The sequence below is a fragment of the Streptomyces luteolifulvus genome (assembly GCF_008806595.1).
Taxonomy (GTDB): domain Bacteria; phylum Actinomycetota; class Actinomycetes; order Streptomycetales; family Streptomycetaceae; genus Streptomyces; species Streptomyces luteolifulvus.
On record NZ_VZRB01000004.1, the window covers coordinates 109,343 to 133,166 of the forward strand.

A 23,824-nucleotide genomic window follows, 5' to 3' on the forward strand; every position below is an offset into this window, starting at 1 on the left:
CCCGGCGCGAGACGTTTTCCCCGTGCGCCCGGTACGGTCGGGCAGGCCCAGCGTGTGCCCGAGCGTCCGTGTGCCCGAGAAGTCGAGGGAGCCCCATGACCGCCACCACCACCCGCCACAGCGACCGGCGGATCAGCCCGGTCTTCGTCGGGATCCTGGCCGTCACGGCGGTGACCGGCTGGGCCACCTGGACCGGGTTCGCGGAGCAGCCGGGCATCGCCGTGTTCCTGTTCGTGACGGCGGCGTGGATCGTCTCCCTCTGCCTGCACGAGTACGCGCACGCGCGCACCGCCCTGCACAGCGGCGACATCTCGGTCGGCGCCAAGGGCTATCTCACGCTGAACCCGCTGAAGTACACGCACGCCCTGCTGAGCATCGTCCTCCCGGTGATCTTCTTGATCATGGGCGGGATCGGTCTGCCCGGCGGCGCCGTCTTCATCGAGCGCGGCCGAATCCGGGGGCGGTGGCGGCACAGTCTCATCTCCGCCGCGGGGCCGCTGACGAACGTCCTGTTCGCCGCGGTGTGCACGGCCCCGTTCTGGCTTGACGTACTGGACGGAGTGCCGCGGGACTTCCGGTACGCGCTGGCGTTCCTCGCGCTGCTCCAGGTGACGGCCGCGCTGCTGAACTTCCTGCCGGTGCCCGGCCTGGACGGCTACGGCGTCATCGAGCCCTGGCTGTCGTACCGGATCAAGCGCCAGGTCGAGCCGTTCGCGCCGTTCGGCCTGCTGTTCGTGTTCGCGCTGCTGTGGCTCCCGGCGGTGAACCACGCGTTCTTCGACGTGATCGACTCGGTGCTGAGCGCCCTGGGCATCAGCGAGGTCGACACGTACTGCGGCCAGAACCTCTACCGCGTGTGGCAGGAGACGAACGAGTACTGCCAGGTCAGCCCGTGACGGACGGACCCCGTCGGCCGGCCCGGGCCCGCTTGACGTAGTACCAGGTCATGTTGGACGACAGCCCCGCCAGCAGAATCCACACGATGCCCAGCCAGCTGCCCTGGGCGAACGAGACGACGGCCGCGGCCACGGAGAGCACGCAGACCGCCAGGGCGTAGAGAGCAATGCGGGGCATGGTTTCGGCTCCTGTCGGGGGACACTGTCACCAGTGTCCCCCATGCCCTCACACGTCCGTGACGCGGAGTCCGGCGTGCGCCTTGTAGCGGCGGTTCACCGAGATCAGGTTGGCGACCAGCGACTCCACCTGGTGGGCGTTGCGCAGCCGCCCGGCGAAGATTCCGCGCATACCGGGGATACGGCCGGCCAGCGCCTGCACGATCTCGGCGTCCGCCCGCTCCTCGCCGAGGACCATCACATCGGTGTCGATCTCGTCGATCTCCGGGTCCTGCAGCAGCACGGCCGACAGGTGGTGAAAGGCCGCCGTGACCCGCGAGCCCGGCAGCAGGGCGGCGGCCTGCTCGGCGGCGCTGCCCTCCTCCGGCTTCAGCGCGTAGGCGCCCTTCTTGTCGAAGCCGAGCGGGTTGACGCAATCGACGACGAGCTTGCCCGCGAGCTCCTCGCGCAGGGACTCCAGGGTCTTGCCGTGACCCTCCCACGGCACGGCGACGATCACGATGTCGCTGCGGCGCGCGGTCTCGGCGTTGTCCGCGCCCTCGACGCCGTGACCGAGCTCGTCGGCGGCGGCCTGTGCGCGCTCGGCGGCGCGCGAGCCGATGATCACCTTCTGTCCGGCCCTGGCCAGCCGGTAGGCGAGGCCCTTGCCCTGCGGCCCGGTGCCGCCGAGCACGCCGACGACGAGCCCGGAGACGTCGGGCAGGTCCCAGGGGTCCTTGGCGGGGGCCTTCGCCGGGGTCCCGGAGGGCTGCTGTGCACTGTCGGTAGAGGTCATGGGCCGACTTTACGTTCCCCCCGGCGGCCCGGTTGAGGTGAGCCCCGTCACTTGAGGCGGCGGCCGACGCCTGTTGTCCCAGGTCGGGCGAATTCGTGGTGAACCGCGGGCCACGCGTGGCCGGTTGCGGCAGGATGCCGACGTATGGATGCCGTAAGAGTCGCGCTGCTGCGCGAAGTGCTCGCCGGGACCGAGTGGCTGGGTGCCACTCGCCGGTTCGCGGGGGCGTTGCGCGGGTCCGTGGTGTCGCACGGCGGCGGACTGCTGCTCGTGGGCACACCGGCGTACGAGCCGTGGCATCTTGCGGCTCATCTGGTGGACGAGGCCGCCTGGTCGGGGACGCCCGAGCTGACCCCGACGCTGGTACGGCACGACGCGCGCGTCGCGGATCCGGCGCATCTGGCGGTCGGGCTGGGACGGCTTGCGGCGGTCCGGCGGGGTGAGACGCTGCTGTTCGTGTCGCCGGCGGAGCCGGACGGGCCCGAGGGGCCGGACGCCGCCCTGCTGGAGCGGGTGCACGACGCCCGCCTGGCCGGGGCGACGGTGCTGGCCCTCGGGTCGGGCGGACGCGAACTGGTGGCCATGGCGCACGAGTCGCTGACCGTGGCGAAGGACGCCGAGCTGGACCTGGACAGTGTGCAGCACCTGGTCAGCGCGGCGGCCGGGGAGAACGGGGGAAGCGAGCGGGGACGTCGCCGCTTCCGGGACCGTCTGTCGAGGCTGGCGGAGGCGCTGACGGCACCGCCGCCCGCCCCCTGGTGAGCGCCCTCCGGCCTCCGCGCTCTCGTCCCTGACCTCGCCCCTTGGTGGGCCTTAGCCGGCTTTCGCAGGCTGTGGCCGTCAGGGCTGACGAACCTGCGGCGTGCGGACGAGCCAGCACGCCCTGCGGCCGCGCGGCCAGCGGGCGGCGGCAGCCGCACCGGCGCGGACCTGACGGCGTACCTCAGTCCTCGTCCCTGCCGCCCGCCGGGGCGTCGTGCCACTTGGGGTCGTTCTCCCACTGGAGGTTGCGCTCGCGGGCGGTCTCCATGGCGTGCTCGGCCTCCTTCCGGGTGGCGTACGGGCCGAAGCGGTCCTTGCCCGGGCAGTCCGGCCCCTCCTCGACCTTCTTGTGCTCCAGGCAGTAGAACCACTCGCCCGGCTTTCCCATGACGCGCCTCTTGAACAGGGGCATGACCGGCTCCTCTCGCCACCGACATGTTCCCCCATTGCCGCTCGTTAGACTCGCTGGCATGTCTGGCCAGTCGCTGCTCGTCCCAGGGGAGCTGTCCCCCACCCGTTCCGTCCCCGGAAACATCCGCCGCCCCGAGTACGTCGGCAGGCCCTCGCCGAAGCCGTACACCGGACCGGAGGTGCAGACCCCCGAGACGATCGAGGCGATGCGTGTCGCCGGCCGGATCGCCGCGCAGGCGATGGCCGAGGCCGCGAAGCTGATCGCGCCGGGCGTCACCACCGACGAACTGGACAAGGTGGCGCACGCGTACATGTGCGACCACGGCGCCTACCCCTCGACACTGGGCTACCGCGGTTTCCCCAAGTCCCTGTGCACCTCGCTGAACGAGGTCATCTGCCACGGCATCCCGGACTCCACGGTGCTGCGCGACGGCGACATCATCAACCTCGATGTGACGGCGTACATCGGCGGGGTGCACGGCGACAACAACGCGACGTACCTGGTCGGAGCGGTGGACGAGGAGAGCCGGCTGCTCGTGGAGCGGACCCGGGAGTCCTTGAACCGGGCGATCAAGGCGGTGAAGCCGGGCCGGCAGATCAACATCATCGGCCGGGTCATCGAGTCGTACGCCAAGCGGTTCGGCTACGGCGTGGTCCGGGACTTCACCGGCCACGGGATCAACTCGTCCTTCCACTCCGGACTGATCATCCCGCACTACGACAGCCCGCAGGCGACCACCGTCATGCAGCCCGGGATGACGTTCACGATCGAGCCGATGCTGACGCTCGGGACGCACGAGTACGACATGTGGGACGACGGCTGGACGGTCGTGACGAAGGACCGGAAGCGGACGGCCCAGTTCGAGCACACGCTGGTGGTGACGGAGACGGGGGCGGAGATCCTCACTCTGCCGTAGCGCCGCGTCCGTCTCGGGCCCGCTCTCCCCGGATCTTCGGAGGGCGGGCCTTTTCATGCGGGTGTGAGGGGGAATATGGGTACAGATTTCCCGACAGGGTGTCGGCAAATCCATTGACTTAGGTAAGCCTTACCTCGGAGAATGCGGGCTCATGGACTCCTTCTCGACCCTCATCCGCACGGCGTCCCACGAACAGCACGTGGAGGCGGAGACCTCGACGTTCATGAGCGACCTGCTCGGCGGCCGGCTCGGCGTCGAGGCATACGCGCGCTACACCGAGCAGCTGTGGTTCGTGTACGAGGCGCTGGAGTCCTCGGCCGAAGAGCTGACGTCGGACCCGGTGGCCGGGCCCTTCATCCGGCCCGAACTCTTCCGGCTGACCGCGCTGGGGCGGGACCTGGAGCACCTGCGGGGGCCCGGGTGGCGATCCACGCTCACCGCACTGCCGGCCACGCGGGAGTACGCGGCGCGCGTGGCCGAGTGCGCCCGCGACTGGCCGGCCGGATACATCGCCCACCACTACACCCGCTACCTCGGCGACCTCTCGGGCGGACAGATCATCCGCGACAAGGCCGAGAAGACATGGGGCTTCGCCAGAAAGGGCGACGGCGTCCGCTTCTACGTCTTCGACGAGATCCCCAACCCGGCGGCGTTCAAGCGGGGTTACCGGGGGTGGCTGGACGCGGTGCGCGCGGACGAGGGCGAGAAGCAGCGGATCGTGGCCGAGTGCAAGCTGGCGTTCGCCTTGAACACGGGGGTGTTCCGGGCGCTGGGCGGGGAGGCGCGTCACACCGCGGGCGGTCGCGCCACGGGCGGTCGCGCCACGGGGGGCTGCCGCTCCCAGACCCCCGCTTCGGCCTGAACGGCCTCGCCCTCGAACGCCGGACGGACGGGCTGATGGTCACCGCTCGAGAAAAACGCGCCCCCCGACTTCCACCCACCCCTCGGGCTGCGGCGCCGTCAGGATCTGCGACCCCGCACCCTGCGCAATGTTCAGCGCCCGCCCCAGCTGCTCCGTGAGCAGCAACGCCGCCGCCCCCGTCGCCTCGTCCTCCTCGATGCCGTCGTCCCGCCCGGGAAAGGCCCGTGCCCGGATCCGCCCGGCCGCCTCGTCCTCCCAGGCCCAGGCATAGATCCACTCCCCCGGCGGAGGGACGGCCAGATCGTCGACCTCGGCCGCCGTCGCGTACCGGCGGAGCGTCCGCGGCGGAGCCCACTCCGCCCGCGCCTCGATCCAGCTGAACTCGCCGTCCAGCCGGACGCCCACCACCCCGGCCGGCGTGACCAGTTCGGGCACGTCGAGCAGCCAGGCCGTGCCGACGCAGGGGTGACCGGCGAAGGGGAGGCGATGGGTGGGTGTGTAGATGTCGATGACTCCGCGCTCGGGGTCGTCGACGAACACGGTCTCGCTGAACCCCAGCTTGGCCGCGAACGCCTGCCGCTCCTCCGGGTCCGGCATGACCGAGCCTTCGCGGACGACGCCGAGCTCGTTGCCGTATCCGCCGCCCGGTCCGCAGAAGACCCGGAGCACGTCGTAATCAGTCACGCGGGCATTCAAGCATCACCGGACCGATTCACTCCGCCGTACGCCACGTCCGCATCGCGAGGACCGGACCCCCGCACGGAGCCTTCTCGGTCACCCCGAGGCGGAGGCTTTGAATCCTCCATGACCGCCGCTTGGTGTTTGTTTTGGGTCATCGTGATCCGCCCGTGCCCTTACGGCGTCCATGAGAGCTGAATCACGGTATGCGGGGAGCCAAGGCAGGTAAGCCTCGGTTAAGTTAGGCGAGCCTCACCAATCCTGTGAGGCGCGTCACGAGACTTTTCAGCCATCCTCGGGAGCCCGAATGCGAGCCGCCAGACTGTCCGTTGTCGCCGCTGTCGCCACCGCGGCGGCTCTGACCGCCGTCACGGGCTGCACCGAGAAAAGCGATGCCAAGGGTGACGGCGCCATCCAGGTCACGGCCACGGACTCCAAGTGTGACGTCTCCAAGAAGGAGTTCCCGGCCGGGCACATAGAGCTGGCCATCCAGAACAAGGGCTCCAAGGTCACCGAGGTCTACATCCTCTTCCCGGACGACCGGATCGTGACCGAGCGCGAGAACATCGGCCCCGGCACCCGGCAGACGGTGACCGCCGAGGTGAAGGCCGGCGACTACACGATCGCCTGCAAGCCCGGCATGAAGGGCAAGGGCATCCGACAGACCGTCAAGGCCACCGGCGGCAAGGTCGGCAAGCGCGACCCGCGCCTGGACCAGGCCGTGGCCGCCTACCGCGAGTACGTGCAGGCGCAGGCCGACGAGACGCTGCCCAAGGTCGCGACCTTCGTGAAGGCGGTCAAGGACGGCGACATCGACGCTGCGAAGGCCGCGTACGCGCCCTCCCGCATCGGCTGGGAGCGCACCGAGCCGGTCGCCGAGTCCTTCGGTGACATCGACCCGAAGGTCGACGTCCGCGAGGACGGCCTGGCGGAGGGCCAGGACCCGGCCACGGACTGGACCGGCTGGCACCGCCTGGAGAAGGCCCTCTGGCAGGACAAGAAGATCACCGACCGTGAGAAGGAACTCGCCGACCAGCTGACGACCGACCTCAAGGACTGGCAGGAGCGGGTCGGCAAGGCCGAGATCACCCCGACCTCCATGGCCAACGGCGCCAAGGAGCTGCTCGACGAGGTCGCCACCGGCAAGGTCACCGGCGAGGAGGAGCGTTACTCGCACACCGACCTGGTCGACTTCAAGGCGAACGTCGAGGGCGCGCAGAAGTCGTACGACCTCCTCAAGACGGTCGCCCAGGAGAACGACGCAGCCCTGGTCACCGAGCTCGACCAGCAGTTCGCGGCGCTGAACACGCTGCTCGACAAGTACCGCGCGGACAAGCCGAATGCAACGCAGTACGACTTCACCTCGTACGACAAGGTCGGCAAGGACGACCGGAAGAAGCTCTCGGACGCGGTGAACGCGCTCGCCGAGCCCCTGTCCAAGCTCGCCGCCGCCGTCGTGAAGTAGGGGAGCAGACATGACGGACACCACTGACACGGCTGACACGACCGGCACGACCGGCACGCCTGGCACGCCCCCTTCGGAAGCCGCTCCGTCGGCTCCCTCCCGGCGTGCGCTGATCGGCTGGGGCGGTGCCGGGCTCGCGCTCGGCGCCGCCGCGGCCGGCGGTGCGGTCGCGGTGGCGCGCACCGGCGACGACGTGGACCCCGCCGCGACCGATCTGGGCGCCGCGATCGCCTTCCACGGCGCCCACCAGGCCGGCATCGCGACCCCGGTGCAGGACCGGCTGCACTTCGCCGCGTTCGACGTGCAGACCGACGACCGCGCCGAGTTCGTGCGGATGCTGAAGGACTGGACGGCTGCCTCGCGCCGGATGACCGGCGGGCACACGGTCGGCGAGGGCGCGTACGGCGGTCTGGCCGAGGCGCCGCCGGACGACACCGGTGAGGCGCTGGGCCTCAAGCCGTCGCGGCTGACGCTGACGATCGGCTTCGGCCCGTCCCTGTTCGCGAAGTTCGGCCTCGACGACCGGCGGCCCGAGGCCCTGGTCGACCTGCCGAAGTTCCCGGGCGACGCCCTGGACAGGGCCCGCAGCGACGGCGACCTGTGCATCCAGGCCTGCGCCGACGACCCTCAGGTCGCCGTGCACGCCATCCGCAATCTCGCCCGGATCGGCTTCGGCAAGGTCGTCATCCGCTGGTCGCAGCTCGGCTTCGGCAAGACGTCGTCGACGACGCCGGAGGCGCAGACCCCGCGCAACCTCATGGGCTTCAAGGACGGCACCCGCAACATCGCGGGCACGGAGACCGCCCGGCTGAAGAAGTTCGTGTGGGTCGACGGCAAGGACACCGACGCCAAGTCGGCCTGGATGACCGGCGGTTCGTATCTGGTCGCCCGCCGTATCCGGATGCACATCGAGACCTGGGACCGCACCTCGCTGCAGGAGCAGGAGGACATCTTCGGCCGTGACAAGGGCGAGGGCGCCCCGGTCGGCAAGGCCAAGGAGCGCGACAAGCCGTTCCTCAAGGCGATGAAGCCCGACGCGCATGTCCGGCTCGCGCACCCCGACTCCAACGACGGGGCGACGCTGCTGCGCCGCGGCTACTCCTTCACCGACGGCACGGACGGCCTCGGCCGTCTGGAGGCGGGCCTGTTCTTCCTGGCCTACCAGCGGGACGTCCGCAAGGGCTTCATCCCGGTGCAGCGCAACCTCTCGCGCCTCGACGCCCTCAACGAGTACATCCAGCACGTGAGTTCGGCGGTCTTCGCGATCCCGCCCGGCGTCCGCGACAAGGACGACTGGTGGGGCCGGACGCTGTTCTCCGAGGAGGCGTAGCCCCGTGTTCTCCAACTATCTGATCGGTCTGCGCGAGGGCCTGGAGGCCAGCCTCGTCGTCTGCATCCTGATCGCCTACCTGGTCAAGACGGACCGCCGGGACGCCCTCAAGCCCATCTGGATCGGCATCGGCGTCGCCGTCGCTCTCGCCCTGGGCTTCGGCTCCGCGCTCGAATTCGGCTCGCAGGAGCTGACGTTCGAGGCGCAGGAGGCGCTCGGCGGCACCCTGTCGATCCTCGCGGTCGGCCTGGTGACCTGGATGGTGTTCTGGATGCGGCGCACCGCCCGGCATCTGAAGTCGGAGCTGCACGGCAAGCTGGACGCGGCCCTGCAGATGGGCACGGGCGCGCTGGTCGCCACGGCGTTCCTCGCGGTGGGCCGGGAGGGCCTGGAGACCGCCCTGTTCGTGTGGGCGTCGGTGCATGCGGCCAGCGACGGCACGCCCCGCCCGCTGATCGGCGTGGCCCTGGGCATCGCCACCGCGGTGCTGCTGGGCTGGCTGTTCTACCGCGGCGCGCTGCGGATCAACCTCGCCAAGTTCTTCACCTGGACCGGCGGCATGCTGGTCGTCGTGGCGGCGGGCGTCCTGGCGTACGGCTTCCACGACCTCCAGGAGGCCGACTGGATCCCGGGCCTGAACAAGCTGGCCTTCGACATCACCGGCACCGTCCCGCCGGACAGCTGGTACGGCACCCTCCTGAAGGGCGTGTTCAACTTCCAGCCCGATCCGACGGTCCTCCAGGTCACGGTGTGGCTGCTGTACCTGGTCCCGACACTCGCGCTGTTCCTCTCCCCGGTAGGGTTCGCCTCCGGTAAGGGGAAGGTGAAGGAACCTGATGAGCAGGGATCGCGGCCCTCGAAGGCTCGGCAGGCTTGACCGGAGCGCGCTGACGGCGGTCTCGCTGACCGTCCTGTCGTTGACGGCGAGCGGGTGCGTGGTGGTCCACGGGGAGAAGGAAGTGCTCCCCGCCACCACCGGAGCCGAGGCCGCGAAGGCGCTCCAGCAGTTCACCGCCGCGTACAACAAGGCCGACGAGGCGTTCGACAGTTCCCTCGACGCCGCCCATGTCACCGGTGCCCTCGGTGACATCGACGCGGCCCGGCTGAAGGCCGGTCGGGTCGTCCACCCTGACGGCAATCCCTCGCACTCTCCGCTGAAGCTGACGGACGCGAGGTTCACCGTCCCCAAGAAGGCGGGCTGGCCGCGCTGGTTCGTCGCGGACGCGCGCGGCAACAAGGGCGGCGATCTGCGCTGGCTGCTGGTGTTCACCCGCAACGAGCTGGACGATCCGTGGCAGGTGGCGTTTCTGACGCTGGTGGCCGCCGACGACGTACCGGAGTTCAAGAAGGACGCGGACGGCTGGGCGGAGGCGGTGCCCGCGAACTCCACCGAACTCGCCGTGCCGCCCGCGGACTTGAGCAAGGACTACGCGACGTTCCTTAAAAGCGGAGGCAAGGGCTTCGCCGACGGCACGCACACCAGTCTGTGGCGCAAGCAGCGTGCGAAGGAGTCCAGCAAGCCGGGCCTCGTCACGCAGTACATCGACGAGCCGCTGACCAGGGGCGACTACGCCCCGCTGGCGCTGCGCACCACGGACGGGGGCGCGCTGGTGTTCTTCACCACCCGCCGCTACCAGAAGCAGACCGCCGCGGCGGGCGCCTCGATCCCCACCCCGAGCGAGGGCGTGCAGGCCCTGACGACCGGCGAGATCAAGCAGTCGCTGATGATGGAGTTCGTCTCCAACGAGGTGGCCCTGGACCCGAAGCAGGGCTCGGCCGACGGCAAGGTGTCGATCCTGGGCCGGATCGAGGGGATGACCTCGGCGCAGGGGTCCTAGTGCCCCAACTGGCCCTGGCCGTCCCCGAGGATCAGGGGGTCAGTGGCGCAGGGGCCAGGCCGTCCCGACGTGGTCGGGCTGCTCGCCGGCGTACCGGGCGCACGCGTCCGTGAGGACTTCCAGCAGGTTCAGCGGGTCGGGCAGGGGGTGTTCGAGGCCGCGGACCCAGTGCACGCTCTGCTCGTCACCGGGCAGCCGGGCCGGTGGCAGGAGGACGTAGGACCCGCGGCAGTGCCAGCGCAGCCCCGGATGCTCGTCCATCGTCTCGGGATGGCAGTCCAGCTCGCACGGCCACCACTCGTCCTCGTCCTCGGGCGTGCCGCGGGTGAGGGTGAAGAAGAGCAGACGGCCGTCGTCGCTCTCGGCCACCGGGCCGACCTCGATACCGGAGGCCAGCAGGCGCTCCAGCGCCTCCCGGCCGGCTGCGAGAGGCACGTCGAGGACGTCGTGCACCATGCCGGTCGCGGTGATGAAGTTGGCCTGCGGCTGATGACGGGACCAGCGCTCGATCTGCGCCTTGTCGGTCGTGGACTGCGTCTGCCAGGCGAACGACACCGGGTGCCGGGCCGGGGTGGGACAGCCGACGCGGTCGCAGGAACAGCGGTAGCCGGGGGCCGGGTACGCGGCGGGTGCGAGCGGCAGGCCCGCTCCGGCGGCGGCCAGCAGCAGGGCCTCACGGCCGCCGTCGTCGGCGGCGGCTTCCTTCGGACGGCGTCCACGCAGCCACTGGGAGAGTCTGCCCTGCCGGCCGGTCCGGCCGCCGAACTCCGCGCTCATCTATCCCCTCGCCTCGCTGTCGTGCGGAACAGCATGCCCTATGGTCCCACTTTCTTGCGCTTCGGGGGGCCGGAGCCGACATCCGGGACAGCGGGGACGAGTCGGCGGCTACGTTTCGGAGGCGCACGGCGGCCAGGCGTCACCCCAGTCCGCGTCCCGGGCCGCCTTGTAGAGGTCGCCGTGGCGTTTGGTGACCGTGGTGCGGCGCAGCTGCTCGTCGGCCTCGCACAGGTCCAGGAGCACCTGGCCCTTGCGGATCTGGGGGCGCCGGACCACCCGGGAGGGGGCCGGGGCGACCGGGAGGCGGGTGGCGGCGACGTAGCTGAACTTCTCGTCCTCGTAGGCGAGGGAGCCGCCCTTGACCTGGCGGTGCAGGGAGGAACGCCTGACCCGGGCGGAGAAGTGGCACCAGTCCGTGCCGGGGACGATGGGGCAGGCGGCGCTGTGCGGGCAGGGGGCGGCGATGTGGAAGCCGGCGGCGAGCAGGCGGTCGCGGGCCTCGATGACGCGGGCGTAGCCGTCCGGGGTGCCGGCCTCGACGATCACCACGGTCTGCGCGGCGGCCGCGGCGGCGTCGACGAGCCGGTCGCGGTCGGGGGCGGTGAGCTCGTTGAGGACGTAGGAGACGGTGACGAGGTCGGTGCGGTCGAGGGTGAGGTCCGCGCCGATGCGGGTGCGCTGCCAGCGGGCGTCCCGCAGGGCGGGGCGGGCGGCGGCGATCTCCCGGCCGAGGGCGAGCGCGGGCTCGGCCCAGTCGAGCACGGTCACCGGGCGGGTGCCGTCCCAGGTCGCGCTGACGGCCCAGGTGGCGGCTCCGGTGCCGCCGCCGACGTCGACATGGCCGGCGGGCACCCAGTCCGGTACGGCCGCGGCGAGTGCGTCCAGAGCGGAGCGTACGGCCTCGAAGGTCGCGGGCATCCGGTACGCGGCGTAGGCGGCCACGTCGGCGCGGTCGCGGAGGATGGGGGCGTCGGTGGGGGTTGCACCCCGGTAGTTGGCGATCAGCCGGTCGACAGCCTGCGCCGCCTGCTTCGGCGGGAGCCCGTCAAGAAGGGTGGCCAGGGCGGTCCGGAGAGCTTCCGCCGGGGGTACGGGGGCGTTCACCCGGCGATTCTAAGGGGGGCGGTGTCGGCGCGGGCCTCGCCGGGGGCTCCGCCCCGAGACCCCCGGGCCTGTGGCCAGCCTGCCACCGGACCCGGTCGGCCGAGCGGTGACCGTCCCCTGGGGGCTGCCGTCCCTAGACCCCCGGCTCTGCCCACCACCGCCGACTCGCCCGGACCAGCAGTGACCCGCTACCTCCCCCTCACCGCCCGCGCCAGCCTCGTCCCCGCCGCTGCCCTCGGCCCGCTGTCGGCCGCGCGCCTGCGTGGGTGCACCGTGTTCGCCAGGAGTACCAGGAACGTGTCCGTCGCCGGGTCCAGCACCAGGGACGTACCCGTGAAGCCCGTGTGGCCCGCCGCTCCCCGTCCGGCCAGTTCGCCCATGAACCACGGCTGGTCGACCGCGAAGCCCAGGCCCGGCGGGGTGAGGAGGAGCTCGACGAAGTCGGGGCCGAGGATGCGGGCGGGGCCGTACGAGCCGCCCGCGAGCAGGGCGCGGCAGAAGACCGCCAGGTCACGGCCCGTGGAGAACAGGCCCGCGTGGCCCGCCACCCCGCCCAGCGCCCACGCGTTCTCGTCGTGCACCTCGCCCCGCAGCATGCCCCGGTCCGCCTTGGCCCACGGCCGGCGCTGGTCCTCGGTCGCCGCCGCACCGGGGCAGGGTCCGAAGCGGGTCGCCGTCATTCCCAGCGGCCGGGTGATCCCGTCGTGGAAGAGGACGTCGAGCGGGCGGCCGGTGATGCGTTCCAGGACGTGCTGGAGCAGGAGCAGGTTGAGGTCCGAGTAGGTGTACGTGCCGGGCACCCGCTTCGGTGCCTCCGCACGCAGCAGCGCGAGCCGTGCCGCGTGGTCCGGGCAGTCGTACAGCGGGAGTTCGGGCCGCAGCCCGGAGGTGTGCGTGAGCAGTTCCCGTACGGTGATGCCGTGCTCGGCGGCCGCGCGGAACTCCGGGAGATACGCGCCCACCCGCGCGTCGATGCCGAGTGTGCCCCGCTCGATCTGCTGCACGGCGGCGACGGCCGTGAACAGCTTGGTGAGTGAGGCCAGGTCGAAGGGGGTGTCGACGGTGGCCGGGACGCGGGCGGCGGGCGGCAGTTCCACTCCCGCGTCGGTCCTCGGGTCGTAGGACGCGTAGCGCACGGCCCAGCCCGCCGCCTCCTCGACGGCGATCACCGGGCCGCGCCCGGCGACGACCACGGCGCCCGCCGCCCAGGGCCGTTTCCCGCGGGTGAGGGCCTGGACGTCGGCGACGAGGTGGTCGAGTGCGCGGGGTCCAGTCCGGCCCGTTCCGGTGTGTCGCGGCGCAGTCGCGGTGCGCTCAGTTCTCCGCCCCTTCCGCACTCGCACGCCCGTTCCATGGACGGCACATACCCAGGAAGCAGCCCAGCGCCACCAGTGCGGCGGCCAGCTGGACGACGGCCATCGGGACCGCGGTGTGCTCGCCCGCGATCCCGACCAGCGGGGAGGCGATCGCGCCGATGAGGAAGGAGGACGTCCCGAGCAGCGCGGACGCGGAGCCCGCGGAGTGCTGGGTGCGCATGAGGGCGAGGGCCTGGGTGTTGGGCAGGGTGACGCCCATCGCGGACATCAGCACGAACAGCGCCGCGGCGACGGGGGCGAGGCCGACCTCGCCGAAGAGGCCGGCCGACATCAGCAGCAGGACGGTCGCGGCGGCGATGACCACCGAGAGGCCCGTGGCCAGGACCCGGTCCAGGCTGACCCGGCCGACCAGTACCTTGCCGTTGATCTGGCCGACGACCACGAGTCCGACCGAGTTGAGGCCGAACAGCAGGCTGAAGGTCTGCGGGGAGGCGCCGTAGATCTCCTGGATCACGAACGGCGAGGCCGAGATGTAGGCGAACAGCGCGGCGAAGGCGAAGCCGCCCGCGAGCATGTAGCCGGTGAAGGGCAGGTCGGTGAGCAGACGGCGCATGGAGCGCAGGGCCTCGCCGACCCCGCCCGCGTGGCGTTCGGCGGGTTCGAGCGTCTCGGGGAGCCTCGCCCAGACGAGACCGGCCAGCAGCACCCCCACGCCGGCCAGTACGACGAACACGCCCCGCCAGTCCGTCACCCGCAGGATCTGGCCGCCGATGAGCGGTGCGACGATCGGGGCGGTCCCGGAGATCAGCATGAGGCTGGAGAAGAAGCGGGCCATGGCCATGCCCTCGTACAGATCGCGGACGACGGCCCGCGCGATCACTATCCCGGCGGCGCCCGCGAGGCCCTGCGCCAGCCGGAACGCGACCAGCGACTCGACGGTGGGCGCGAGGGCGCACAGGACGGTGGCGACGACGTACACGGCGAGGCCCGCGAGCAGCGGGCGTCTGCGGCCCCATCTGTCGCTCATCGGGCCGACCACGAGCTGTCCCAGCGCCATGCCGGCCAGGCAGGCGGTCAGGGTGAGCTGGACGGTCGCGGCGGGTGCGTGCAGGGACCTGGTGACCTCCGGGAGCGCGGGGAGGTACATGTCCATGGCCAGCGGCGGGGTGGCGGTGAGCCCGCCGAGGACGAGCATGACGAGGAAACCGGTGCGCCGGGCCGCACGGAGAGGCGGCCGTCCATCCGCCACGGCCGCCTGTTCGAGGTCCGGTGTCGACCCCCCGGGCTCCTGCATGCGCCCCCCTCTCCGAGTGCTCCGCCACCTATGCTCTCAGCTCGCACAAGATGCCGGGGGTCAGGTGAGCGAGGGCGTCCGCCAGCCCTCGGAGCTGATGCCTGCCTGATCAGCCCGGTCTTCTCGGCGACGCTGCGGCCCCATGGATCCGAAAACCGTCAACTCCTCAACCTGCACAACCGGAATCACACATTCCGCGTCATATAAGCCGGTAGCGGGCTTATGCTCTTCATCTCCTCCATCAGAGCTTCACACTTGGAGCACGAAGCTTCCGCAGACCACATCGAGGGGGGAGGCGGCAGCCGTTCCACGGCACCGGGTGGGGGTGGACCTCGCGTGGGACCGCGAGGGTGCACACCGGTGCGTGGAACGGCTGCCGTGTGACGTCCGTCGCGGGTGTTCAGACCTGCGCTCAGGCCTGGCCGGTCTCGAAGCGTGAGATCCTGCCGTCGTCCTCGACCGTGAACCGCCACTTGGTGCGCATCTCGCCCCAGGTGTCGTTGCTGTAGCGGGCGAGGAGGGCGCGGCCGCGCTGCGATTCGTTGTCGACCTCCATGTGACCGTGGGAGGAGAAGATCTCCCGGTCGATCCAGTCGGCGAGGTCACGCTCCGAGCCGTCGTCCGACATGGTCGCGTCGTCCGTGAGGAGCTTGAGGAAGCCGTCCCGGTCATGGGCGTTGACGGCGGAGACGAAGGCCCGGACGGACGGGTCGCTGAGTCTGGCGGTCTGAATCGTCATGCCAGCCAGACTCACACCGCCCCTGTGGACCCGCCACCCGAACGGCGGCCCGGACGAGCCCGCCGGGTGTGGGAAGTGCGACGGTGGAAACGCGGAAGGGGCTTGTTCCTGCTGTCTGTTCCAGGAGTCATCGTGAAGGGATTCGAGCGACGTGATCTGGGCCTGCTGCTGCTCCGGATGGGCGTCGGCGGAGTACTGGCGGCGCACGGCACACAGAAGCTGTTCGGCTGGTTCGGCGGACACGGCATCGAGGGAACCGGCCAGTTCATGGAGTCCGTCGGCTACGAGCCCGGAAAGGCGAGCGCACGGACGGCGGGGCTGGCCGAGGCCGGCGGCGGCACACTGCTGGCGCTGGGCCTGGCCACCCCGGCCGCGGGCGCGGCGGCGGCCGGTGCCATGGCGGGCGCGTCGGCGGTCCACACGCCGAACGGCTTCTTCAACGCGGAGGGCGGCTACGAGTACGCGGCGACCCTGGGCCTGACGGCAGCGGGCCTCGCCGTGACGGGCCCCGGCCGCCTCTCCCTCGACCACGCACTCGGCCATGCGGCGAACCGCGGCTGGATGATCCCGACGGCGTTCGCGGCGACGGGCCTGGTGACGGCACTGGTCGTGGGTGCACGCAACCGCCGGGTACGCAAGCCGAAGGAGGGCGAGCAGGGGGTGCTGTTCGAGGGAGAGGAAGAGCTGTACAGCGAGTAGGACCTGCCCGGCACGGGCACGGTGTCCCGGAGCCGGGCCGGCATGTTTGGGAGCGGCGGGTCGAGGGCGGTGCGCAGCCGGCTGCCGCGGGCGGTTCAGCCGAAGCGGCCCTCCACGTAGTCCGCCGTGCGGGGGTCCGACGGGGTGGAGAACATCGTGGACGTCGGGCCGTGTTCCACGATGGCGCCGGGAGCGCCCTGTTCGGCGAGGAAGAAGGCGCACTGGTCGGAGATACGGGCGGCCTGCTGCATGTTGTGGGTGACGATCACGATCGTCACCTCGTGGGCCCAGGTCGGTACTGCCCTGGGCCGAAAACCTGCCCTGACCGCTCGACTACTATGGCCTTGCGTATTCGTTGGCGAAGGGAAGTCAGGCGATGCGGCGGCTGGGGGAACTCGAAGCGGAGATCATGGATCGCCTCTGGACGTGGAACCGTCCGGCGACCGTGCGCGAGATAGTCGATGACATCAACACGATCCGCCCCGTCGCGTACACCACGGTGATGACGGTCACCAACATCCTCTACACCAAGGGCTGGCTGCTGCGCGGCAAGCACGGCCGGGCCTGGCTGTACACGCCGGTTCGCAGCCGCGAGGCGTACGCCGCCGCACTCATGGAGGACGGCTTGGGAGCGAGCAAGGACCGCCCGGCAGCGCTGATCGCCTTCGTCGAGAACATGGACGAGGAAGAGCGCGCCGCCCTGCGCAAGGCCCTGCGGAACGTGAACCGGCAGGCGAAGGCGGAACAGTGAACGCGGCGCCCGCTCTGGTCGGCTACACGGCGGCCGTGGGCTTCGCCGCCCCTCACCTGCTGCTGCGCGCCGCCTGGCCGCACCGGGCCCCGGCCCTGGCGGCGGCCGTGTGGCACGCCCTGACGGTCTCGTTCTCGATCGCTGCCGCGCTCACCGCGTACAGCCTGGCCCTGCCGGCCGAGCACCTGCACGCGGGCCTGGTGGGCCTGCTGCACACCTGTGGAGTGGACGTGGGCGCGGGACAGCCCGACCCCGGCACCGCGGACCGTCTGGCCGTCGGCATCCCCGCCGCCATCGGGGTCGCCCTGGTCGCAAGCTTCGCCTTCCACGTCGTACGAGCCCGCCGGGCGCGGAGCAAGCACCGGGAAGCCGTCGACCTGGTGGGCCGCCGCTCCGCCCGGCTGCGCGCCACCGTCCTGCCGTACGGCACCCCCGCCGCCTACTGCCTGCCGGGACGTGGCCCCCGGATCGTGATCAGCGACGCGGCCGTCCGCCGGCTGACGCCCGAGCAACTCGGCTCCGTACTGGAACACGAGCAGGCCCATATCGCGGGCCGCCACCACCTGATCCTGGCCGCCGCCGAGGCCTTCCACGCGGTCTTCCGGTGGGTTCCCCTGACCCGCCACGCCCGCGAGCAGACGGCGCTGCTGCTGGAGATGATCGCCGACGACCGCGCGCTGCGCAGCCACTCCCACGAGGCGCTGGCCACCGCGCTGTACGAGATGGCCGCGGCCCGCACCCCGAAGGGCGCGCTGGCGGCAGGTGGCCAGAGCGTGCTGATCCGCTTGAAGCGGGTCCTCGGCCCGCGCAAGGCGCCGCACCTCGCTCTGCGGGGCGCGGTCGCCGCCGCGGCCGCGGCGGTCCCGCTGCTGCCGCTGCTGGTCGCCTGCCCGCCCGGCCTGGGCTGACGGCTCCGGCCGAGGCCGGTTGAGTGTTCCGGCTGGGGCCTGTGTGCCCCGGACTGGCTTCCGATCCGTAATACTAAGCTACTAAGTTCCCCAGCCGTGCTCGAACAGCTACTCTCGGCAGGCCCTGAGCAACAACATCTGGAAGTTCCGTGACGCCACGCCCGACCGCCCGTACTCTGCTCGCCCTCGCGGGCGCCTCGATCGCCTCCCTGATCCTGACGGCCTGCTCAGGTGGGCCGTCCGGCACCGATGACCCGTCCGAGGCGCCGGGAGCACCGGAGGCGCTCTCCCATGTGCACGGGCTGGGCGTCAACCCGGCGGACCATCGCGTGTACGTCGCCACCCACGACGGCCTGTACACGGTCGCCGAGGGCGAGAAGCCGAAGCTCGTCGGCGACAGCAGGGACGACTTCATGGGCTTCGCCGTGACCGGCGAGAACACCTTCGTCGCCGGCGGACACGGTGCCCCGGGCAGCGACCGTCCGGGCAACGTCGGCCTGATCGAGTCCAAGGACGCGGGCCGGACGTGGACGTCCCGGTCCTTGTCGGGTGAGGCCGACTTCCACTCCCTGGACTCGGCCAAGGGCACCCTCTACGGATACGAGGGCGGCCGGATCCGGGTCAGCGAGGACCTGCAGAACTGGGACGACCGGGCGACTCTGGAGGCCCTCGACATCGCCGTGAGCCCCACGGGCGACACATTGCTGGCCACCACCGCCGAGGGCGTCGTGACCAGCACCGACGGCGGCCGCACCTTCGGCAGGGGCTCCGGGCAGGTCCAGGCGCTGGTGTCCTGGCCTTCGGAGAGTGCCCTCTTCGGCATCGACCCGTCGGGGAAGCTGAGCAGCAGCGCGGACGGTGGCAAGACGTGGAAAGAGCCCACGACCGTGCCGGGCGGACAGCCCCAGGCGCTGACCGCCGTCAACGCCGACCACATCCTCGCCGCGACGATGACGGGCGTGTACGAGTCGCGCGACGGCGGCAGGACCTTCACCGAGCTCGCGCCGCTTGCGTCCTGAGTCGTCCAGCGGGGCTCGAACCGTCGGCTCGGATACGCGAACGCCCTTTACACAACGGTCCGTTGACCGAGGCCAGCGGGCCGTCGCACCGGCCGCCGGGCCGCCCTCGGTGGTGTCTTGGTCCTCATCCCCAGCTGATGCACACTCGCACCAAGAGGACGAACCACCCAGCAAGGCAGGTCACCGATCTGCCGACCCGAGGTGCGGAGGCATACCCCCATGGCCAAGGCATGGCTGCTCGTCACGGTTGCCGGACTGTTCGAGACCGGCTTCGCGGTGGCCCTCAAGCTGTCCCAGGGCTTCACGCGGCTGTGGCCGACCATCGGGTTCTGCGTTTTCGCACTGGCCAGCTTCGGTCTGCTCACACTGTCGCTGAAGAAGCTGGAGGTCGGCCCTGCGTATGCGGTGTGGACCGGCATCGGCGCGTCCGGCACGGCGATCTACGGCATGGCCTTCCTCGGCGACCTGGTGTCCCCGCTCAAGATCGTCTCGATCATCCTGGTGATCGTGGGGGCCATCGGCCTGCAGCTCTCCGGTTCCGCCGGTGAGCACGGGACCCGCCCACCGCAGCTCGGGTAAAGGCCCTGGCGGATTGTCCACCTGAACGCCTTCAGCTCCCGCAACGTACTAAGGGCGATAGCAGTCAATGCCTGCGCGAGGCCCCGTGGTGCTCGTGTGCCGCGGCGGCGACGGCTGTGCGGCCGACCGTGCACGGACGATCGGGAAGGTGAAGATGGGAACTCTGGCGCTCAGTTGGGCCATTGCACTGGTCGCCGCCCTGGTGGCCGCCGTCAGCGCGGTCCGGTTGGCGACCTCCAGGGGTGAGACCCGGTTCGCGGCGGGCGGTGACCTGCTGATGGGCCTGTGCATGGCCGCCATGGCGCTGCCCGCGACGGTCGGCTGGTACGCGGGCTACGGCATGTGGTGGTCGGTGGCGTTCGGTCTCCTCGGGTCCGGGGGCGTGGCGATGGCGGTCAGGCACGCGCGCGAGGGCGGGTGGCGGCAGGGCCGTCACTGGGTGCACATCATCGTCGGCAGCTTCGGCATGGTGATCATGACGCTCGCCATGACGAGCACGTCGTCCGGACCCGTGCTCGCGCTCGGCGGCGGCCATTCCATGGCGCACATGCCGGGCATGGAGCACACGGCGGGCATGGAGCACGCGGCGGGCACGACGGGCACGCATCACATGGCGGGCATGGATTCCATGGAGGGGATGGAGTCCCTGCACGGGAAGGGCATGGCGGGCATGACGCAGGCCGCGACCGAAGCCGGCTCCTCGGCGGGGTCAGGTTCTGTGTGGCGGTGGGTGATCGCGGCGCTCGCCGTGTACTTCCTGCTGTCGATGGGCGCCGCAGTGTGGGTACGGGTCCGCGGCGCCGGCAGGCCCGGCCGTGGCGCCCGCTCACGGCGCCCGGGGCGCTGGCTGCTCGCCATGCCGGACACGGTGTTCGTCTTCCTGGCGTCGCTGACGATCTCCGTGTGGGGCAAGAACCGGGTGACGCAACGGTCGGGCCACGGCCGGCGCCGCAGGCTCGGGGCCGCGCCGGACGCGGCGCTGGCGACCCATGTCTGCATGGGCGGGACCATGTCGGCCATGCTGCTGATGATGGCCGCGTGAGAGCCGGGCACTACTGACGAGCAAAGGGCGGCACCGCTCACCGCGGCGAGAGAGCGCGGAGATGGGTGGGGCATCACGGCGGAGTCGACCCGACAGCGGCCCCGGTCTGCGAACCTTCTTCGCAGGCGGAGCCCGGGAGGGAGAGAATGGAGGCAGGCACTCCATGCGCCCGGGCGGATGCGGACTTCCTGATCCCCAGGGCAGGCCGCCCGCGGGCGCCCGTCGGAAGGACCGGTCCGATGTCGCCTTCACAACTCCGCAGGCGTGCCGTCCCGCTGGCGCTCGGAGCAGCCGCCGCTGCTCTGCTCGCGACCGCCTGTTCCAACGGGGACGACCAACCCGCCTCTCCCAGCCCCGCCCCATCCTCCTCCGCCACTGCGGGCACGCAGAGCATCACGATGGAGAACTTCGCCTTCAGCCCGGCGGATCTCCAGGTACGGCCGGGCGAGAAGATCACCGTGGTCAACAAGGACTCCGCCGCCCACACCGTCACGGCCACGGAAGGCGACACCTTCGACACGGGGAACATCCCCGGCGGGAAGTCCGGGACGTTCACCGCCCCGGCCGAAGCGGGTGAGTACGCCTTCGTCTGCACCTTCCACCCGAACATGACGGGCACTCTGATCGTCCGTTGAGACACCGGAGACCTCGGTGGTGAGCAGCACCACAGTCGAGGGAATACCCCTAGGGGGTATGGTGTTGTCATCCATCAGGAGAGGCAGGGAAGCGGCGCCCCTCCCGGAAATGACCCATGCATCCCTCCCCGAGGAAGAAGCCATGACCACTGAGACGAACTCCGGTTCCTGCTGCGGCTCCGGTTCCTGCGGCTCCGGCTCGACGGTCGACGTCCAGGGCGTCGGCGTCACCACCGTCTACAAGGTGTCCGGCATGACCTGCGGCCACTGCGAGGGCGCTGTCTCGCAGGAGATCTCCGCCCTGGACGGCGTCACCGCGGTCCAGGCCGTCGCCAAGACCGGAGAGGTGACCGTCACCTCCGCCGCCCCGCTCGACGAGGAGGCCGTCCGCGCCGCCGTCGACGAGGCGGGCTACGAGCTCGTCGGCCGCACCTGACGCCCAGTCGGGGCCCCACCACGGCCCCGGATACCCCTCATTCCTCCCCACGCCGGGACGTACCGCCCCGCTGATACGGCCGCCGTACGTCCCGGCTTCCCCTGGAGACGCCCATGACCAGCACGGTTCCAGAGACGACAGTCCCCGGCAGAGCACCCGCGCCCCTCTCCGAGGTCGAACTCTCCATCGGCGGCATGACCTGCGCCTCGTGCGCCGCCCGCGTCGAGAAGAAGCTCAACCGCATGGACGGCGTCGCGGCAACCGTCAACTTCGCCACCGGGAAGGCGAAGGTCTCCTACGCGGACGGCATCACGGTCGCCGACCTCATCGCCACCGTCGAGAAGACCGGGTACACCGCCGAGGAGCCGCCGCCGCCCCCATCCGCGGCTGCCGAGGAGAGCGCGGGCGAGACCGCGCCGGCGGCGGACGGCGAGCTGCTGATCCTGCGGCAACGTCTGTACGTGTCGCTGGCGCTCACGGCGCCGGTCGTGCTGATGGCGATGATCCCGGCCCTGCAGTTCGACAACTGGCAGTGGCTGTCGCTGACCCTGGCCGCTCCGGTCGTGGTCTGGGGCGCGTTCCCCTTCCACAGGGCCGCCTGGACAAACGTCCGCCACGGCGCCGCGACCATGGACACCCTGGTGTCCATCGGGACGCTGGCCGCGCTCGGCTGGTCGGTGTGGGCTCTGTTCTTCGGGCACGCCGGGATGCCGGGGATGCGGCACGGCTTCGAGTTCACCGTCTCCCGGGGGGACGGCTCCTCCTCCATCTACCTGGAGGCCGCCGCCGGGGTGACCGCGTTCATCCTCGCCGGGCGCTATCTGGAGGCGAGGTCCAAGCGCAAGGCGGGCGCGGCACTGCGCGCGCTCATGGAACTCGGCGCCAGAGACGTCTCCGTGCTGCGGAACGGCACGGAAGTACGCATCCCCGTCAGCCAGTTGACCGTCGGCGACCGATTCGTCGTACGCCCCGGGGAGAAGGTCGCCACCGACGGGACCGTCGTCGAGGGCGCGTCGGCGGTCGACGCCTCCATGCTGACCGGCGAGTCCGTGCCGGTCGACGTGACGGTCGGCGACGCCGTGACCGGCGCAACCGTGAACGCCGGCGGCCGCCTGGTGGTCGAGGCCACCCGGATCGGCGCCGACACCCAGCTCGCGCGGATGGCGAAGCTGGTCGAGGACGCACAGAACGGCAAGGCCGCGGTGCAGCGCCTCGCCGACCGGATCTCCGGGGTCTTCGTGCCGGCGGTCATCGTCATCGCGGTCGCCACGTTCGGGGTGTGGCTCGGGGCCACGGGCGACACCGTGGCCGCGTTCACGGCCGCCATCGCCGTACTGATCATCGCCTGCCCGTGCGCACTGGGGCTGGCCACGCCGACCGCCCTGATGGTCGGCACGGGTCGCGGCGCCCAGCTCGGCATCCTCATCAAGGGCCCCGAGGTCCTGGAGTCCACGCGGCGCGTCGACACGGTCGTCCTGGACAAGACCGGCACGGTCACCACCGGCCGTATGACCCTTCAGGACGTGTACGTCGCCGAGGGCGTCGACAAGGACGAACTGCTACGGCTGGCAGGCGCGTTGGAGCACGCCTCCGAGCACCCCATCGCCCGGGCTGTCGCCGCGGGGGCCGTCGACCGGACCGGAAGCCTGCCGGTGCCGGAGAACTTCGAGAACGTCGCCGGTCTCGGTGTCCAGGGCGTCATCGACGGGCACGCCGTACTCGTCGGCCGGGAGAAGCTCCTGCGGGACTGGGCGATCGAGCTGCCCGCGGAGCTGGCCGAGGCCAAGGCCGGCGCGGAGGCGGAGGGCCGTACAGCGGTCACCGTGGCCTGGGACGGGGAGGCGCGCGGCGTCCTCACCGTCGCCGACGCCGTCAAGGAGACCAGCGCCGAGGCGGTGGCCGAGCTGCGCGGGCTGGGCCTGAAGCCGGTCCTGCTGACCGGCGACAACCAACTCGTCGCCGAGTCGGTGGCCAAGGCCGTCGGCATCGACGAGGTCATCGCCGAAGTCCTGCCCGAGGACAAGGTCGACGTCGTCAAGCGGCTGCAGAGCGAGGGCCGTACGGTCGCGATGGTCGGCGACGGCGTCAACGACGCGGCCGCACTGGCCACCGCCGACCTGGGGCTGGCCATGGGCACCGGCACGGACGCGGCGATCGAGGCCGGCGACCTCACCCTCGTACGCGGCGACCTGCGGGTGGCGGCCGACGCCATCCGGCTCTCCCGCAGGACCCTGTCCACCATCAAGAGCAACCTCTTCTGGGCCTTCGGCTACAACGTCGCCGCGATCCCCCTCGCCGCGCTCGGCATGCTCAACCCGATGATCGCGGGCGCCGCGATGGCGTTCTCGTCGGTGTTCGTGGTGACCAACAGCCTGCGGCTGCGGTCCTTCACGTAGGCGTGCGGGCAACACCCG

At 71.2% G+C, this 23,824-nt stretch carries 25 protein-coding genes and 2 pseudogenes; 17 read left to right on the forward strand and 10 right to left on the reverse strand.

Annotation, left to right across the window (positions count from 1 at the left end; all coding sequences use genetic code 11):
* Positions 1-95: 95 nt before the first annotated feature.
* Positions 96-896 (forward strand): site-2 protease family protein, encoded by an 801-nt coding sequence (locus F7R91_RS07435; RefSeq protein WP_150945793.1) that lies wholly within the window; start codon positions 96-98, stop codon positions 894-896.
* Here F7R91_RS07435 and F7R91_RS07440 read toward each other — a convergent pair.
* Both F7R91_RS07440 and npdG read right to left on the reverse strand, forming a co-directional pair.
* Positions 886-1,074, reverse strand: coding sequence for a hypothetical protein (locus tag F7R91_RS07440; RefSeq protein ID WP_150945795.1), 189 nt, complete (start codon positions 1,072-1,074; stop codon positions 886-888). The genes F7R91_RS07435 and F7R91_RS07440 overlap by 11 nt on opposite strands.
* A 48-nt stretch (positions 1,075-1,122) precedes the next feature.
* Positions 1,123-1,848: an NADPH-dependent F420 reductase gene (gene npdG / locus F7R91_RS07445; RefSeq protein WP_150945796.1), complete on the reverse strand. Its 726-nt coding sequence runs from the start codon at positions 1,846-1,848 to the stop codon at positions 1,123-1,125.
* A gap of 144 nt (positions 1,849-1,992) precedes the next feature.
* Between npdG and F7R91_RS07450 the strand changes: the two genes are divergently transcribed.
* Positions 1,993-2,610, forward strand: a complete 618-nt coding sequence (locus F7R91_RS07450) for a hypothetical protein (RefSeq protein ID WP_150945797.1) — start codon at positions 1,993-1,995, stop codon at positions 2,608-2,610.
* A 181-nt stretch (positions 2,611-2,791) separates the two neighbouring features.
* Here the strand turns inward: F7R91_RS07450 and F7R91_RS07455 are convergent, their stop codons facing one another.
* Positions 2,792-3,022, reverse strand: a complete 231-nt coding sequence (locus F7R91_RS07455) for a hypothetical protein (RefSeq protein WP_150945799.1) — start codon at positions 3,020-3,022, stop codon at positions 2,792-2,794.
* A 58-nt stretch (positions 3,023-3,080) separates the two neighbouring features.
* On the opposite strand from F7R91_RS07455, the gene map reads away from it, so the two are divergent.
* Together map and F7R91_RS07465 are read left to right on the forward strand one after the other, a co-directional pair.
* On the forward strand, positions 3,081-3,938 hold the full coding sequence (gene map, locus F7R91_RS07460; protein WP_150945801.1) for a type I methionyl aminopeptidase: 858 nt from the start codon (positions 3,081-3,083) through the stop codon (positions 3,936-3,938).
* Positions 3,939-4,089: 151 nt separating this feature from the next.
* A pseudogene (locus tag F7R91_RS07465) lies at positions 4,090-4,719 on the forward strand (biliverdin-producing heme oxygenase); the annotation flags it as partial.
* Between the two features lie 120 nt (positions 4,720-4,839).
* Here the strand turns inward: F7R91_RS07465 and F7R91_RS07470 are convergent.
* Positions 4,840-5,484: a PhzF family phenazine biosynthesis protein gene (locus F7R91_RS07470; protein ID WP_150945805.1), complete on the reverse strand. Its 645-nt coding sequence runs from the start codon at positions 5,482-5,484 to the stop codon at positions 4,840-4,842.
* A gap of 301 nt (positions 5,485-5,785) precedes the next feature.
* Between F7R91_RS07470 and efeO the strand changes: the two genes are divergently transcribed.
* Genes efeO through F7R91_RS07490 form a run of 4 tightly spaced genes read left to right on the forward strand, consistent with a single transcriptional unit; the run spans position 5,786 to position 10,111 of the window.
* Entirely contained in the window at positions 5,786-6,943 is a 1,158-nt protein-coding gene (gene efeO, locus F7R91_RS07475) for an iron uptake system protein EfeO (RefSeq protein WP_150945807.1), read from the forward strand.
* A 10-nt stretch (positions 6,944-6,953) separates the two neighbouring features.
* Positions 6,954-8,273, forward strand: a complete 1,320-nt coding sequence (efeB, locus tag F7R91_RS07480) for an iron uptake transporter deferrochelatase/peroxidase subunit (RefSeq protein WP_150945809.1) — start codon at positions 6,954-6,956, stop codon at positions 8,271-8,273.
* A gap of 4 nt (positions 8,274-8,277) precedes the next feature.
* Positions 8,278-9,150, forward strand: coding sequence for an iron uptake transporter permease EfeU (gene efeU, locus F7R91_RS07485; RefSeq protein ID WP_150945811.1), 873 nt, complete (start codon positions 8,278-8,280; stop codon positions 9,148-9,150).
* Positions 9,110-10,111 carry a hypothetical protein gene (locus tag F7R91_RS07490; protein WP_150945813.1) on the forward strand — a complete coding sequence of 334 codons (1,002 nt, stop codon included), beginning with the start codon at positions 9,110-9,112 and terminating at the stop codon, positions 10,109-10,111. Before efeU ends, F7R91_RS07490 begins: the two co-directional genes overlap by 41 nt.
* Before the next feature lie 39 nt (positions 10,112-10,150).
* On the opposite strand, the gene F7R91_RS07495 is transcribed toward F7R91_RS07490, so the two are convergent.
* The 5 genes from F7R91_RS07495 to F7R91_RS07515 all read right to left on the reverse strand — a co-directional run bounded on the left by F7R91_RS07495 (position 10,151) and on the right by F7R91_RS07515 (position 15,341).
* Positions 10,151-10,888, reverse strand: coding sequence for a bifunctional DNA primase/polymerase (locus F7R91_RS07495; protein WP_150945815.1), 738 nt, complete (start codon positions 10,886-10,888; stop codon positions 10,151-10,153).
* A gap of 108 nt (positions 10,889-10,996) precedes the next feature.
* Complete coding sequence (locus tag F7R91_RS07500; RefSeq protein ID WP_150945817.1) at positions 10,997-11,992, reverse strand: small ribosomal subunit Rsm22 family protein; 996 nt, start codon at positions 11,990-11,992, stop codon at positions 10,997-10,999.
* Between the two features lie 188 nt (positions 11,993-12,180).
* Positions 12,181-13,185: a serine hydrolase domain-containing protein gene (locus F7R91_RS07505; protein ID WP_150946230.1), complete on the reverse strand. Its 1,005-nt coding sequence runs from the start codon at positions 13,183-13,185 to the stop codon at positions 12,181-12,183.
* A 121-nt stretch (positions 13,186-13,306) separates the two neighbouring features.
* A complete protein-coding gene (locus tag F7R91_RS07510) occupies positions 13,307-14,602 on the reverse strand; it encodes a multidrug effflux MFS transporter (RefSeq protein WP_150945819.1) in 1,296 nt (431 codons plus the stop codon).
* A gap of 412 nt (positions 14,603-15,014) precedes the next feature.
* Positions 15,015-15,341 (reverse strand): nuclear transport factor 2-like protein, encoded by a 327-nt coding sequence (locus tag F7R91_RS07515; RefSeq protein ID WP_150945821.1) that lies wholly within the window; start codon positions 15,339-15,341, stop codon positions 15,015-15,017.
* Positions 15,342-15,473: 132 nt separating this feature from the next.
* Between F7R91_RS07515 and F7R91_RS07520 the strand changes: the two genes are divergently transcribed.
* The gene (locus F7R91_RS07520) at positions 15,474-16,040 is read left to right on the forward strand and encodes a DoxX family protein (protein ID WP_150945822.1); all 567 of its coding nucleotides are present in this window, start codon (positions 15,474-15,476) and stop codon (positions 16,038-16,040) included.
* Between the two features lie 95 nt (positions 16,041-16,135).
* Here the strand turns inward: F7R91_RS07520 and F7R91_RS07525 are convergent.
* Positions 16,136-16,315 (reverse strand): annotated as a pseudogene (locus F7R91_RS07525) (phosphate ABC transporter ATP-binding protein); the annotation flags it as partial.
* Between the two features lie 101 nt (positions 16,316-16,416).
* Here F7R91_RS07525 and F7R91_RS07530 point away from each other — a divergent pair.
* The 8 genes from F7R91_RS07530 (at position 16,417) to F7R91_RS07565 (ending at position 23,806) form a co-directional block, all read left to right on the forward strand.
* Complete coding sequence (locus F7R91_RS07530) at positions 16,417-16,791, forward strand: BlaI/MecI/CopY family transcriptional regulator (RefSeq protein WP_150945824.1); 375 nt, start codon at positions 16,417-16,419, stop codon at positions 16,789-16,791.
* The gene (locus tag F7R91_RS07535; RefSeq protein ID WP_150945826.1) at positions 16,788-17,699 is read left to right on the forward strand and encodes a M56 family metallopeptidase; all 912 of its coding nucleotides are present in this window, start codon (positions 16,788-16,790) and stop codon (positions 17,697-17,699) included. Before F7R91_RS07530 ends, F7R91_RS07535 begins: the two co-directional genes overlap by 4 nt.
* A gap of 149 nt (positions 17,700-17,848) precedes the next feature.
* Positions 17,849-18,718, forward strand: coding sequence for a F510_1955 family glycosylhydrolase (locus tag F7R91_RS07540; protein ID WP_150945828.1), 870 nt, complete (start codon positions 17,849-17,851; stop codon positions 18,716-18,718).
* A gap of 219 nt (positions 18,719-18,937) precedes the next feature.
* On the forward strand, positions 18,938-19,297 hold the full coding sequence (locus F7R91_RS07545) for a DMT family transporter (RefSeq protein WP_150945830.1): 360 nt from the start codon (positions 18,938-18,940) through the stop codon (positions 19,295-19,297).
* 154 nt (positions 19,298-19,451) lie between these two features.
* Positions 19,452-20,339, forward strand: coding sequence for a DUF5134 domain-containing protein (locus F7R91_RS07550; protein ID WP_150946232.1), 888 nt, complete (start codon positions 19,452-19,454; stop codon positions 20,337-20,339).
* 239 nt (positions 20,340-20,578) lie between these two features.
* Positions 20,579-20,974 (forward strand): cupredoxin domain-containing protein, encoded by a 396-nt coding sequence (locus F7R91_RS07555; RefSeq protein ID WP_191971392.1) that lies wholly within the window; start codon positions 20,579-20,581, stop codon positions 20,972-20,974.
* Positions 20,975-21,116: 142 nt separating this feature from the next.
* A complete protein-coding gene (locus tag F7R91_RS07560; protein ID WP_150945832.1) occupies positions 21,117-21,410 on the forward strand; it encodes a heavy-metal-associated domain-containing protein in 294 nt (97 codons plus the stop codon).
* A gap of 113 nt (positions 21,411-21,523) precedes the next feature.
* The gene (locus F7R91_RS07565) at positions 21,524-23,806 is read left to right on the forward strand and encodes a heavy metal translocating P-type ATPase (RefSeq protein WP_150945834.1); all 2,283 of its coding nucleotides are present in this window, start codon (positions 21,524-21,526) and stop codon (positions 23,804-23,806) included.
* The last annotated feature ends 18 nt before the right edge of the window (positions 23,807-23,824 follow it).

Coding starts and splice junctions, on each gene's coding strand:
- F7R91_RS07435 (WP_150945793.1), top strand. CDS start 96: ATGACCGCCACCACCACCCGCCACAGCGACCGGCGGATCAGCCCGGTC.
- F7R91_RS07440 (WP_150945795.1), bottom strand. CDS start 1,074: ATGCCCCGCATTGCTCTCTACGCCCTGGCGGTCTGCGTGCTCTCCGTG.
- npdG (WP_150945796.1), bottom strand. CDS start 1,848: ATGACCTCTACCGACAGTGCACAGCAGCCCTCCGGGACCCCGGCGAAG.
- F7R91_RS07450 (WP_150945797.1), top strand. CDS start 1,993: ATGGATGCCGTAAGAGTCGCGCTGCTGCGCGAAGTGCTCGCCGGGACC.
- F7R91_RS07455 (WP_150945799.1), bottom strand. CDS start 3,022: ATGCCCCTGTTCAAGAGGCGCGTCATGGGAAAGCCGGGCGAGTGGTTC.
- map (WP_150945801.1), top strand. CDS start 3,081: ATGTCTGGCCAGTCGCTGCTCGTCCCAGGGGAGCTGTCCCCCACCCGT.
- efeO (WP_150945807.1), top strand. CDS start 5,786: ATGCGAGCCGCCAGACTGTCCGTTGTCGCCGCTGTCGCCACCGCGGCG.
- efeB (WP_150945809.1), top strand. CDS start 6,954: ATGACGGACACCACTGACACGGCTGACACGACCGGCACGACCGGCACG.
- F7R91_RS07490 (WP_150945813.1), top strand. CDS start 9,110: ATGAGCAGGGATCGCGGCCCTCGAAGGCTCGGCAGGCTTGACCGGAGC.
- F7R91_RS07495 (WP_150945815.1), bottom strand. CDS start 10,888: ATGAGCGCGGAGTTCGGCGGCCGGACCGGCCGGCAGGGCAGACTCTCC.
- F7R91_RS07510 (WP_150945819.1), bottom strand. CDS start 14,602: ATGCAGGAGCCCGGGGGGTCGACACCGGACCTCGAACAGGCGGCCGTG.
- F7R91_RS07515 (WP_150945821.1), bottom strand. CDS start 15,341: ATGACGATTCAGACCGCCAGACTCAGCGACCCGTCCGTCCGGGCCTTC.
- F7R91_RS07530 (WP_150945824.1), top strand. CDS start 16,417: ATGCGGCGGCTGGGGGAACTCGAAGCGGAGATCATGGATCGCCTCTGG.
- F7R91_RS07545 (WP_150945830.1), top strand. CDS start 18,938: ATGGCCAAGGCATGGCTGCTCGTCACGGTTGCCGGACTGTTCGAGACC.
- F7R91_RS07550 (WP_150946232.1), top strand. CDS start 19,452: ATGGGAACTCTGGCGCTCAGTTGGGCCATTGCACTGGTCGCCGCCCTG.
- F7R91_RS07555 (WP_191971392.1), top strand. CDS start 20,579: ATGTCGCCTTCACAACTCCGCAGGCGTGCCGTCCCGCTGGCGCTCGGA.
- F7R91_RS07560 (WP_150945832.1), top strand. CDS start 21,117: ATGACCACTGAGACGAACTCCGGTTCCTGCTGCGGCTCCGGTTCCTGC.
- F7R91_RS07565 (WP_150945834.1), top strand. CDS start 21,524: ATGACCAGCACGGTTCCAGAGACGACAGTCCCCGGCAGAGCACCCGCG.